General features: G+C 69.5%; 13 protein-coding genes. 8 read left to right on the forward strand and 5 right to left on the reverse strand.

From position 1 onward, the window contains the following. Positions 1 to 63: 63 nt before the first annotated feature. The 4 genes from KXJ60_RS15870 to bktB all read left to right on the forward strand — a co-directional run bounded on the left by KXJ60_RS15870 (position 64) and on the right by bktB (position 3,365). Positions 64 to 738 carry an RluA family pseudouridine synthase gene (locus KXJ60_RS15870; protein WP_291130100.1) on the forward strand — a complete coding sequence of 225 codons (675 nt, stop codon included), beginning with the start codon at positions 64 to 66 and terminating at the stop codon, positions 736 to 738. Positions 739 to 746: 8 nt separating this feature from the next. Beyond that, the gene (locus tag KXJ60_RS15875; RefSeq protein WP_291130102.1) at positions 747 to 1,517 is read left to right on the forward strand and encodes an SDR family NAD(P)-dependent oxidoreductase; all 771 of its coding nucleotides are present in this window, start codon (positions 747 to 749) and stop codon (positions 1,515 to 1,517) included. 19 nt (positions 1,518 to 1,536) lie between these two features. Then, complete coding sequence (locus KXJ60_RS15880; RefSeq protein ID WP_291130105.1) at positions 1,537 to 2,109, forward strand: histidine phosphatase family protein; 573 nt, start codon at positions 1,537 to 1,539, stop codon at positions 2,107 to 2,109. Between the two features lie 68 nt (positions 2,110 to 2,177). Beyond that, complete coding sequence (bktB, locus tag KXJ60_RS15885) at positions 2,178 to 3,365, forward strand: beta-ketothiolase BktB (protein WP_291130108.1); 1,188 nt, start codon at positions 2,178 to 2,180, stop codon at positions 3,363 to 3,365. A gap of 19 nt (positions 3,366 to 3,384) precedes the next feature. Here the strand turns inward: bktB and KXJ60_RS15890 are convergent, their stop codons facing one another. Then, a complete protein-coding gene (locus tag KXJ60_RS15890; protein WP_291130111.1) occupies positions 3,385 to 3,915 on the reverse strand; it encodes an MOSC domain-containing protein in 531 nt (176 codons plus the stop codon). A gap of 6 nt (positions 3,916 to 3,921) precedes the next feature. Continuing rightward, a complete protein-coding gene (locus KXJ60_RS15895; protein ID WP_291130114.1) occupies positions 3,922 to 4,662 on the reverse strand; it encodes a 2OG-Fe dioxygenase family protein in 741 nt (246 codons plus the stop codon). A 156-nt stretch (positions 4,663 to 4,818) separates the two neighbouring features. On the opposite strand from KXJ60_RS15895, the gene KXJ60_RS15900 reads away from it, so the two are divergent. After that, entirely contained in the window at positions 4,819 to 5,211 is a 393-nt protein-coding gene (locus KXJ60_RS15900) for a hemerythrin domain-containing protein (protein WP_291130117.1), read from the forward strand. 68 nt (positions 5,212 to 5,279) lie between these two features. Then, the gene (locus KXJ60_RS15905) at positions 5,280 to 6,059 is read left to right on the forward strand and encodes a DUF2189 domain-containing protein (protein WP_291130121.1); all 780 of its coding nucleotides are present in this window, start codon (positions 5,280 to 5,282) and stop codon (positions 6,057 to 6,059) included. Here KXJ60_RS15905 and KXJ60_RS15910 read toward each other — a convergent pair. After that, positions 6,049 to 7,047, reverse strand: a complete 999-nt coding sequence (locus KXJ60_RS15910; protein WP_291130124.1) for an MDR family oxidoreductase — start codon at positions 7,045 to 7,047, stop codon at positions 6,049 to 6,051. The genes KXJ60_RS15905 and KXJ60_RS15910 overlap by 11 nt on opposite strands. A 142-nt stretch (positions 7,048 to 7,189) precedes the next feature. Between KXJ60_RS15910 and KXJ60_RS15915 the strand changes: the two genes are divergently transcribed. Both KXJ60_RS15915 and KXJ60_RS15920 read left to right on the forward strand, forming a co-directional pair. Beyond that, positions 7,190 to 7,564, forward strand: a complete 375-nt coding sequence (locus tag KXJ60_RS15915) for a hypothetical protein (protein ID WP_291130127.1) — start codon at positions 7,190 to 7,192, stop codon at positions 7,562 to 7,564. Positions 7,565 to 7,695: 131 nt separating this feature from the next. Then, the gene (locus KXJ60_RS15920) at positions 7,696 to 9,759 is read left to right on the forward strand and encodes a TonB-dependent receptor (protein ID WP_291130130.1); all 2,064 of its coding nucleotides are present in this window, start codon (positions 7,696 to 7,698) and stop codon (positions 9,757 to 9,759) included. Positions 9,760 to 9,772: 13 nt separating this feature from the next. Here the strand turns inward: KXJ60_RS15920 and KXJ60_RS15925 are convergent, their stop codons facing one another. After that, positions 9,773 to 11,287, reverse strand: a complete 1,515-nt coding sequence (locus KXJ60_RS15925; RefSeq protein ID WP_291130133.1) for a tripartite tricarboxylate transporter permease — start codon at positions 11,285 to 11,287, stop codon at positions 9,773 to 9,775. Between the two features lies 1 nt (position 11,288). Next, complete coding sequence (locus tag KXJ60_RS15930) at positions 11,289 to 11,723, reverse strand: tripartite tricarboxylate transporter TctB family protein (RefSeq protein ID WP_291130136.1); 435 nt, start codon at positions 11,721 to 11,723, stop codon at positions 11,289 to 11,291. Positions 11,724 to 11,768: the final 45 nt, after the last annotated feature.

Here is an 11,768-nt window from a genome sequence, read left to right on the forward strand (position 1 = left end):
GCGCAGCGAAATCAAGGAGGAGCCGGCACCAGCCGGCGGGGGACATGCGCGGAGCAGGGCGCCGTGTGCCCGAACGCCCGCGAGGTGCAACCCTTGAGCAACCTGAAGGTCATCCACGAAGACGACCACCTGATCGTCCTCGACAAACCCGCAGGCCTTCTCGCTGTCCCAGGCAAAGGCCCCGACAAACAGGACTGCCTCAGCGCCCGGGCCCAGGCCCGCTGGCCTGATGCGCTCGTGGTCCACCGGCTCGACATGGCCACCTCCGGCCTCGTCGTCATGGCGCGTGGCCTGGACGCCCAACGCCAGCTCAGCCGCGCCTTCGAAACCCGGCAGGTGCACAAGCGCTACACCGCCGTCGTGGCCGGCACGCTCGCCAATCCGCAGCCCGACAACGGCTGGAACACCATCGACCTGCCGCTGACCATCGACTGGCCCAACCGCCCGCGCAGCATCGTGAGCGCCGAGCTCGGCAAACCCAGCGTGACGCGCTGGCGCCTGGCCGACACGCCACCCGTCGACGCCACACGCCTCGAACTCGAGCCCGTCACCGGCCGCACCCACCAGCTGCGCGTGCACCTGCAAGCCATTGGCTACCCCATCCTGGGCGACGCGCTGTACGCCACCCCCGAGCAGCAGGCCCGCGCGCCCCGCCTGCTGTTGCATGCCCATGCCCTCTCGCTGCCGCATCCGCGGCACGGTGAGACCATCGCCTTTCACAGCCCCTGCCCTTTTTGAGACCCCTCATGACCCATTCCCTCACCATCCTCACCGGCGGCTCGCGCGGCATGGGCCTGCACATGGCCCTGCAGCTGCTCAGCCCCCAGCGCCACCTGCTCTGCATTTCGCGCCACGTGAACCGCCAGCTGGCCGACGAAGCGCAGCGGCTCAACGCCCCTTTCACGCAGTGGACGCAAGACTTGGCCGACACCACCACCGCCGCGCAGCGCCTGCAGGCGTGGCTGGCCGAGCAAGACGCCGCGCAGGTGGCCAGCGCCACGCTCATCAACAACGCCGGGGTGATCCCGCGCATTGGCCCGCTGGAAGACTGCCCGCCCGAAGACCTCGCCAACGCCTTGCGCGTGGGGCTCGAAGCGCCCATGCAGCTCACCGCCGCTTTCTTGCGCGCCACCGGCGCCTGGGTGGCTGGCGGCTGGCGCGGGCCGCGCAAGGTGCTCAACATTTCCTCGGGCCTGGGCCGCCGGGCCATGGCGGCGCAAGCGCCGTACTGCGCGGCCAAGGCCGGCATGGACCACTTCACCCGCTGCAGCGCGCTGGACGAGGCGCAGCACCCGCACGGCGCGCGACTGGTGTCGCTGGCGCCCGGGGTGATCGACACCGACATGCAGTCGCAACTGCGCGCGGGCGACTCCGCCGCGTTTCCCGATCTCGAACGGTTCGTGGAACTCAAGCGCCAGGGACAGCTCACATCGCCAGCCGAGGCCGCCGCCCGCGTGCTGGCGTGGCTGGAGCGCCCCGACTTCGGCACGCAGCCCGTGGCCGATGTGCGCGATTGACCCACCCCGAGGACATTTCATGAACCGACGCGATTTCACCCAGGCCACCGCCCTCACGCTGGGCGCCCTGCCCGCTCTGGCCCTGGCGCAGGAGCCCGGCTTCTGGACCCTGCTGCGCGAGGGCGGCTGCGTGCTGCTGATGCGCCACGCCCAGACCGTGCCCGGCGTGGGCGACCCACCCAACTTCGAGATCGGCAACTGCAGCACCCAGCGCAACCTGAGCGACGCCGGGCGCGAGCAGGCCCGCAAGGTGCACGCGGCGTTTCTGCGCGAGCGCGTCAAGGTCGACCAGGTGCGCTCCAGCGCGTGGTGCCGCTGCGTCGACACGGCCATGCTGGCCTTCAAGCAGAACACCGTGTGGCCGCCCATCAACTCGTTCTTCGAGACGGGCGACCGTGACACCCAGACGCGCGCCGTGCTCGACGCGGTGCAGGGCTGGCAGGCGCCGCGCAACCTCGCGCTGGTGACGCACCAGGTCAACATCACCGCCCTCACCGGCCAGAACCCGGCCATGGGCGAGATCTTTCTGACGCGTCCGGGCCGCGACGGCAGCGGCACGCAACTGCGCGTGATCGCCCGCCAGACTTTCTGACGCAGCGCAAAGTCGCCACGGGGGTGGCGGATACGATGGCGGGTATCCCCCACCATCAGGAGACCCCCATGAGCAGCCGTGAAGTTTTCGTTGTCAGCGCCGTGCGCACCGCCATTGGCACCTTTGGCGGCAGCCTGAAAGACCAGCCCCCCACCGAGCTCGGCGCCCTCGTGGTGCGCGAGTCGCTGGCGCGGGCCGGCGTGGATGGCAAGGACGTCGGCCATGTGGTGTTCGGCCACGTGGTCAACACCGAACCCAAAGACATGTACCTCTCGCGCGTCGCGGCCATCCACGGCGGCTGCGCCGAAGGCACGCCGGCCTTCAACGTCAACCGCCTCTGCGGCTCGGGCCTGCAGGCCATCGTGTCGGCGGCACAGGGCATCTTGCTGGGCGACACCGACGTGGCCATTGGCGCGGGTGCCGAGGTGATGAGCCGCGCACCCTTTGCCAGCCTGAACATGCGCTGGGGTGCCCGCATGGGCGACACCAAGATGGTGGACATGATGGTGGGGGCGCTGCACGACCCCTTCCACACCATCCACATGGGTGTGACGGCCGAGAACATCGCGGCCAAATGGGGCATCAGCCGCGAAGACCAGGACAAGCTGGCCGTGGAAAGCCACAACCGCGCGCAGCGCGCCACCGAAGCCGGCGTGTTCAAGGACCAGATCGTGCCGGTGATGCTCAAGAGCAAAAAGGGCGACGTGGCCTACGCCACCGACGAGCACTTCCGCAGCAACGCCACGATGGAAGACCTGGCCAAGCTCAAGCCGGTGTTCGTGAAGGAGAACGGCACCGTGACCGCCGGCAACGCCTCGGGCATCAACGACGCGGCCGCCGCCGTGGTGCTGATGGAAGGCGCACAGGTCAAGGCGCGCGGCGCGAAACCGCTGGCCCGTCTGGTGGCGTATGCGCACGCCGGCGTGGACCCGAAGTACATGGGCATCGGCCCCGTGCCCGCGACCCAGCTTGCGCTGAAAAAGGCCGGCCTCACCGTGAACGATCTTGATGTGATCGAGGCCAACGAAGCCTTCGCCGCGCAGGCCTGCGCCGTGACCAAGGACCTCGGCCTGGACCCGGCCAAGGTCAACCCCAACGGCTCGGGCATTTCGCTGGGCCACCCGATTGGCGCCACCGGCGCGCTGATCACCGTCAAGGCCATCCACGAGCTGCAGCGCATTCAGGGCCGCTACGCGCTGGTGACCATGTGCATTGGTGGCGGCCAGGGCATCGCCGCGATCTTCGAGCGGGTGTAACGCCCGCCGCCGGGCGGGCTCAGGCCGGGCCCGGCGTCTCCATCACCACCGCGTCGCCCACCCGCACCACGCCGCCGGCCACCACCACGGCCGTGACACCGCCGTGGCCGCGCATGGCCGCGTAGCCACCGGCACCCAGCACCTCTTCCATGCGCGAGCAGGGCGCGCAGGGGCCGGTCACGTCCAGCAGCACATCGGCGCCGATGCGCAGCCGCAAGGGCTGGTCGGCAAACGGGCTGCGCGCGGCCAGCAGGTTCAGGCCCGAAATCACGAGGTTGCGCCGCAGCTCGGCGGGCAGCACCGCATCGCGGCCGGTGAGCGCAGCGATCACGGGCAGGTGCTCGGCCTGCATGAGCGTGACCTGCCGGCGCGACGGGCTCGCCCCAGGCCGCCGCCCGGCACCGGCACGGTCGCCTTCCAGACCCTGGCCAGCCACGGCCTGCACTTCCTGCACCAGCAGCGGCACCGCGCGCCGCGCCGGCCGCAACACGATCGCCTCCAAGCGGCCCGGCCGGGCCATGCGGGAAGACAGCTCGCGCAGGTTGTCCACGGCGGCTCAGTCGCCCTGGAAGGCGCCCTGGCGGTAGGTCACCACCAGCGTGTCGCGCCAGCCCAGCGCATCGGCGTCCAGCGGCTGGATGGGTGTGCTTTCGTGGATTACGCGGGCATCGTCCAGCAGCAGCAGCGACCAGGGCTCGCGCAACGTGAAGCGCTGGCCGCTGGGGCCGTTGGCCTCGAACACCCGGCTCTCGCCGCCCTTGATGGCGTGGCGGTCCACCATGAACACGGCGACCAGGTCCACGCCGTCGCGGTGCGCGCCTTCGGGCGTGGGCCGGCCAATGCCGTCGGTGGTGTCGATGCGAAACACATGCGCCTCCACGCTCCAGGGCTGGACACCGCGCAGCGCGCTGGCGGCGTCGCCCAGCCGGGCCAGCAGGCGCTGCCACACCGGCAGGGCCACCGTGGCGGGCTCCATGGGTTCAAACCAACGCTGCATGCCGCCGTGCAGCGCGTTGTATTCCAGCGGCTGCCAGTGGGCGCGGTGCAGCACCTGCTGCACCTGCCCCGCTTCCACCACAAAGCAGCTGTGGCGCCGGCGGCGGTAGCGCCCGCCGTCCTTCAGGTACGCATCGGGTGGCAGCTGGTTCCAGCCCGCGTGCAGCGCCGCCAGATCGGCCGGGCTGGCCGCCAGCCACTCGCCCACGGCGGCCGCGCTGAGCAACGCGAAACCGGTGGTTTTGAGGGCGCCATGCACATCGGACAGCGGCACGTAGGGGGGCTGGAATTCACTGGTCATAGGCCGGGCAGTGTAGCGGCGCGCCATCACACCCACGGGCGGGCGGGCCTTGCGCGTGGGCCGCGTTTGCGCTGGATCAAGGCGCGCGCCAGCGCGCCCTGCCAAGCTGGCGACACGCCGCAAGGAAGCGGCCCGAACGGCCAGAAGGAGCACCCGATGAACACCGCGCAATGGACCCCGGCCCTGTCGCTGGACTTTGATCCGCTGGACAGGATGAACCACGAACTCATGGAGCGGCTCGCACAGGCGCAGCGGGCCAGCGACGCCGACCTCTCGCAGGCCTGGGGCGAACTGGTGGCCCACGTCGCCACGCATTTCGGCCAGGAAGACACCTGGATGCGCGAGACCGGCCACCGGCAGTCGGACGCGCATTCGCTCGAACACCGCGTGGTGCTGAACCTGCTGCGCGAGGGCGTGGGGCAGCTTCGCCAGGGGCAGCTCGCGCAGGTGCGGCAGATGTCGCGCGAGCTGGCAGCCTGGTTCTCGCGCCACACCCACGCGTTTGACGAAGCGCTGGCGCTGCATTTGCGCGGGCACCAGCTCAACTGACAAGCCGCATCCCACCCCGCGCCAACCACCCGCCACGAGGTGGCGCGCCCACCCCCGAGGAGACCCCGATGCCAGAAGAAGCGCCCCCGCCCACCGTGCTCGACCTGCCCATCGCATCGCTGAGCGCGGGCGATCCGCTGCGCTGGCTGCGCCTGGGCTGGAACGATTTCGTGCGCAGCCCGGTCGGGCTGTTCTACGGCGTGTGTTTCTTCCTCATGGGGCACGCGCTGCTGGCGGTGTTTCAGGCTGCGCCGGCTTACGTGCTGGCGCTCTCGGCGGGCTTCCTGCTCATCGGGCCATTTCTCTGTCTGGGCCTGTACGACGCCAGCCGCGCGCTGCAGCAAGGCCGGCGGCCCCGCTTTGCAGCTTCGCTCGCGGCGTGGCGGCCCACGAAAGGCACCATGGCGATCTTTGCCGGCGTGCTGCTCATTCTGGAAATGCTGTGGGGCCGTGCGTCGCTGGTGGTGTTTGCCGTGACCTTCAGCACCGTGCCCGAAGCGCACGACCTGCTTGCGCAGCTGCTCGCGCGCGAGAACCTCGAGTTCCTCATCACCTACACGCTGGTGGGCGGCGTGTTTGCCGGGCTCATCTTTGTCACCAGCGTGGTCTCGATCCCCATGATCCTGGACCGGGAGGTGGACGCCATTTCGGCCGGGCTCACGAGCATTCGCGCCTGCCTGCAAAACCCCGGGGTGATGGCGTGGTGGGGTGCGCTGATCACGCTGCTGGTGGGGCTGTCGATGCTGCCGTACCTGGCCGGCCTCATCGTCGTGGGCCCGGTGGTGGGCCACGCGACCTGGCACGCCTACCGGCAGGTGGTGCCGGCGGGCACGGCGCTCAGTCCTTGACCTTCACCACCAGCCGGCCTCGCACCTGGCCGGCCAGGATCTGGCTCGCGGCGGCCACCGCATCCGCCAGGCCGATCTCGGTGGTCATGGCAGCGAGCTGGGCGCGGTCGAGCGTCTTGGCGAGCGCGTCCCACGCGGCTTCGCGGCGCGCCATCGGGGCCATCACGCTGTCGATGCCGTACAGCGTGACACCGCGCAAGATGAAAGGCGCCACGCTCGCGGGCAGGTCCATGCCCTGCGCCAGTCCACAGGCCGCCACCGCGCCGCCATAGCGGGTGCTGGCGCAGGCATTGGCCAGCGTGTGGCTGCCCACCGAATCCACCACACCGATCCAGCGCTCCTTCTGCAAGGGCTTGCCCGGTGCCCCGAGCCCGGCGCGGTCGATCACGCTGGCCGCACCGAGCGCCTTCAGGTAATCCGCTTCCTGCGGCCGCCCGGTGGAGGCCACCACGGTGTGGCCCAGGCCGGCCAGCAGCGCAATGGCCACGCTGCCCACGCCACCGCCCGCGCCCGTCACCAGCACCTCGCCGCTGCCGGCGGCCACGCCCGCTTCAGCCCAGTGTTTCTGCAGCGCCTGCACGCACAGCATGGCGGTGTAGCCCGCGGTGCCCAGCGCCATGGCATCGCGCTCGCTCAGGGTGTCGGGCAAGGCCACCAGCCAGTCGCCCTTGACGCGCGCCATTTGCGACAGGCCGCCCCAGTGCCCCTCGCCCACGCCAAAACCGTTGAGCAGCACGCGGTCGCCGGCCTTCCACTTCGGGTGGTCGCTGTGGGTGACGGAGCCCGCGAAGTCGATGCCCGGCACCATGGGGAAGCTGCGCACCACCGGCGACTTGCCCGTGATGGCCAGCCCGTCCTTGTAGTTCACGGTGGAGTAGTCCACACGCACCGTCACATCGCCACTGGCCGGCAGCTGGGCTTCGTCGAGCTCGGTGAGTTCGCACTGGTAACCCGACTCGGGCTTGGTGATCACGAGGGCTTTGAACATGGTCGTCTCCTGGGTGTTGGGGGGCCGAAAACCCGCCTGTTGAGGGGTGTCGCGCCATTGTGCAGGCGCGCTGCAAGTCCGTGGGCGCGCAGGGCGATGACTAGAATCCACGCCCATGCGGCGCACCCTGGCACATCGACGTTTGGCCTGGACCCTGGTCTTCCTGACCTGGTTCGCGCAGCTGTGCATGCCCGTGGCCCACGCGGCCATGGCCGCTGCGCCCAACAGCGCCATGGGCGCATGGTGTGGCACCCCGGCAAACGCGGCCGAAGCCCGGGCGGCCTTGCCCGCCGAGATCCTCGACGCGCTCGAGCGGGACAGCCTCAGTGCCGACCACCTCGCCAATTGCGCCCAGCTGTGCATGGTGGCCTCGACACCGGCACCCCTGGGCGCCACCGAGCTGCCGGCTTTCTCCCCCGTCGCGGCGCCCACCCCGGCGCCGACGCGACAACCCGCAGTGGCGCTGCGCCGGCACGCGCTGCCGCCGCCCTCGCACGGCCCGCCCGCGCAGGCCTGAGGCCCGTCTCCCCCGCTTTTGTGTCGCTTGCGCTGCATGGCGCTGCGCATGCCGCTTGCACGCCTGCAGCGGTGCGCCTGCATGCCACGCGTGCGCCACGCCCTGTCCAGAACCCTCTTGCATCGAACACCATGAACCGACCTTCCTGCGCCGTGCTGTGCGCCGCCGTGCTGGCCTCCAGCGCCTTCGCACAAACCACCACACCACCGTCCACCGCGCCACAACTGCCCACGGTGGTCATCCAGGCCGACCAGGCCAGCGACCCCGCCCGCCAGGAGCTCGAAGCCGAGCAAGCCCTGACCCCGGGCGGCGTCTCGCTCATCGACGGCGAAAGCCTGCGCCTGCGCCAGGTCACCAGCCTGGGCGACATGCTGCGCTACGTGCCCGGCCTGTGGGTCGCCAGTGGCTCCACGGGCGACTCGTCCTTTCTCTCCAGCCGCGGCTCCAACCTGGACGCCACCAACTACGACGGCAACGGCATCAAACTGCTGCAGGACGGCTTGCCCGTGACCGCCGCGGACGGCAACAACCACAACCGCCAGATCGACCCGCTCTCCGCCAGCCATGCCGTGGTGGCGCGCGGCGCCAACGCGCTCACCTACGGAGCCGCCACGCTGGGCGGCGCCATCGACTTCATCACCCCCACCGCGCGCGACGGCGCGCGCAACGAACTGCTGCTCAATGCCGGCAGCTTTGGCCAGTGGCAGGGCCGCGTGACGCTGGGTGGTGTGGCCGGCAACTTCGATGGCCTGGTCACGGCCGAGACGCGCCAGTCCGATGGCTACCGCCTGCATCAGCGGCAAGACCGCAAAGGCCTCTACGCCAATGGCGGCCTGCAGCTCACCCCCGACGTGCACACCCGCTTCTACGCCAGCTACATCGACAACCAGCAGGAACTGCCGGGCGTGCTCACCCGCCAGCAATGGCTCGATGACCCCCGCCAGGCCGAAGCCGCCGCCGTGGCGGGCCACTACCGCTACAACGTGGAGAGCTGGCGCCTGGCCAACAAAACGGTGTGGACCATCGACGCCGACAGCAAGCTCACCGTGGGCCTGTCGCAAGAGAGCCAGCAGCTCTACCACCCCATCGTCTACGCGCCGCCCTTCTTCTCGCTGCTGATCGACACCGAGCAACGCACCACCGGCGGCTCGCTGCGCTACCAGCGCCGCATGGGTGCCCACGACATGCTCGTGGGCCTGAACCTCGCACAGACCACCGTGCAGGGGGGCAACTTCAGCTACATGCCCGGGGGCGCGCAAACGCTCTCCAGCGTGGTGGACAACCGCGCCGACAACCTCGAACTCTTCGTGATGGACCGTTGGCAGTTCGCGCCGAACTGGACCGCCGTGTACGGCGCACAGGCCATCTCCACCAGCCGTGAAGTGGCCAGCGCCGGCCTCAAGGGCGACTACCACAGCGTCAACCCCCGCGCCGGCCTGATCCGACAGCTCACGCCCACCACGCAGCTGTTTGCCAACGTCAGCCGCATTTACGAAGCCCCCACGTTCTACGAACTGGAAGACGAAACGCCCGGCGGCCCGGCCAACACCTTGCTCGACGCGATGCGCGGCACCGTGTTCGAAGTGGGCACGCGTGGCAAGCAGGCGCTGGGTCAGCGCAACCACTGGAACTGGGACGTGGCGATGTACTACACGCGCCTGCGCAACGAGATCCTTTCGCGCGATGACCCGAGCGCACCCGGCACCAGCCTGTCGATCAATGCCGACCGCACCGTGCACGCGGGCATCGAGGCGCTGGTGGCGGGCAGCTTCGCGCTGGGTGACAGCCGCGAGCACCGCCTGGAGCCGATGGTCAACATGACGTTCAACCACTTCCGCTTCCGCGGTGATTCGGTGTACGGCAACAACGTGCTGCCGGCGGCACCGAAGGTCGCGATCAAAGGCGAAGTGCTGTACCGCCATGCCAGCGGCTTCTTCTTTGGCCCCACGTTCGACATCGTCAGCAGCCGCTTCGCCGACTTCAGCAACACCTACCGCGTGGACTCGTACACGCTCTGGGGCCTGCGCACCGGCTGGACCGGCAAGGACTGGGAGGTGTTTGCCGAAGCCCGCAACCTGGGCGACAAGAACTACGTGTCGCAGTTCAGCGTGCGCGACCGCGCCGCCGCCACGGCCGCCATCCTCACCCCGGGCGAGCCGCGCGCGTACTACGTCGGGGCCCGCCTGAAGTTCTGAGGACGCGGGCCGTTCAGGGCGCCGGCACGGCGCCCGTGCGGGTGCGCCGGGACGCCAGGCGCATCAGCACGGGCAGCATCAGCATCAGGCTGGCGCTCAACCACAGCCCGATCGAAATCGGGCTGCCCACCAGAATCGTGGCGTCGCCGTTGCTGATGGACAGCGCACGGCGCAGGTTCTGCTCCATCAGGTCACCGAGCACGAAGCCCAGGATGAGCGGCGCCATGGGCACGCCCTGCTTGCGCAGCAGGTAGGCCACCACACCGAGCACGACCATGAGCATGAGGTCGAAGGTGGTGGCGTGCACCGCGTACACCCCCACGCTGCTCACCGCCAGGATGGAGGGCACCAGCAGCCAGTTGGGCACGCGCAGGATGCGGGTGAACAGGCCCACCATCGGGATGTTCATCACCAGCAGCATGACGTTGGCCAGAAACAGCGACGCGATCAGTCCCCACACCAGCGCGGGCTGTTGCGTGAACAGCGCCGGGCCCGGCGTGATGTTGTAGAGCGAGAGCGCACCCACCATGACCGCCGTGGTGCCCGAGCCCGGAATGCCCAGCGTGAGCATGGGCACGAAGGAGCCGGTGGCCGCGGAGTTGTTGGCCGCCTCGGGTGCGGCCACGCCGCGAATGTCGCCCTTGCCGAAGGTGCCTTCCTTGTCGGTCAGGCGCTTTTCCATCGAATACGCCATGGCACTGGCAATGGTGGCGCCCGCGCCCGGCAGCACGCCCACCACGAACCCCAGCACGCTGGAGCGCACCGTGCCCCACCAGGTGCTGGTCATCTCGCGCAGGTTGAACATCATGCGGCCGGTCTGCGTGATGGCGCCGGTCTTGCTGTGGTGCTCCTGCAGCATGAGCAGGATCTCGCTGATGGAGAACACGCCGATCACCACCACCACGAACTGGATGCCATCGGACAGGTGGATGTCGCCGCCCGTGAAGCGGTACACACCCGAATTCGAGTCCAGCCCCACGCACGACATCGAGAGGCCGATCAGGGCGGCCACACCAGCTTTCACGGGCGCGTCGCCCATCAAGCCAGCGATGCAGGCGAAGGCAAAACACATCAGCGCGAAATACTCGGCCGGGCCGAACGACAAGGCCCACTGCGCGAGCAACGGCGCCAGCAACACGATGCCCACCGTGGCCACCAGCGAGCCCACGAAAGAGCTCCAGGCCGAGATCGACAACGCCACGCCGCCCATGCCATTGCGTGCCATGGGGTAGCCGTCCAGCGCGGTCATGATCGCGCCGGCATCGCCGGGCACATTGAGCAGGATCGAGGAGATGCGTCCGCCGTACTCGCAGCCGATGTACACCGCGGCCAGCAGGATCAGCGAAGTTTCCGGGGGCAGCTTCATGGCAAACGCCAGCGGCATGAGGATGGCCACGCCGTTGATGGGCCCCAGGCCCGGCAGCAGCCCGACGATGGTGCCGATGAAAGAGCCGAGCGCCGCAATAAGCAGGTTGACCGGGCTCAGCGCGACGCCGAAGCCCTCCACCAGGTGTTTGAGCACGTCCATGTCAGAGGCCTCCCAGCAGGCCGGCGGGCAGCACCACGTCCAGCACTTTGTCGAACAAGAGAAAGAGCACCACGCCCAGCGCCACGCCACCGGCCAGCGTCTGGCGCCAGGTGCCGCCAAAGGCCATGCCCACCGGCACGGTCATGAGCGCAGTGGCCAGCACGAAGCCCAGGGTCTGGAACAGCGCGGCATACACAGCGATGGCGCCCACACACCAGAGCGTGGGTATCCAGGGGATGCCTTTGAACGCCTGCGCGCCCTGCGCGGGCCGCCACAGCATCCACAGACCGCACAGCCCCAGCCCCACGGCGAGCAGCATCGGGAAGGCCTTGGGGCCCAGGGGTTCGTAGGAAAAGGCGGCGCTGTAGTCGCGCGCGGCGGCGGCCATGGCCACCGACGCGAGCACACACGCCGCACCGAGTGCGCGGTCGCTCATGAGGAACTCCAGGGGTAAAAGAGACCGCCAGCGCGTGGCGGCCCG

The organism is Hydrogenophaga sp., assembly GCF_019264445.1.
Taxonomy (GTDB): domain Bacteria; phylum Pseudomonadota; class Gammaproteobacteria; order Burkholderiales; family Burkholderiaceae_C; genus Hydrogenophaga.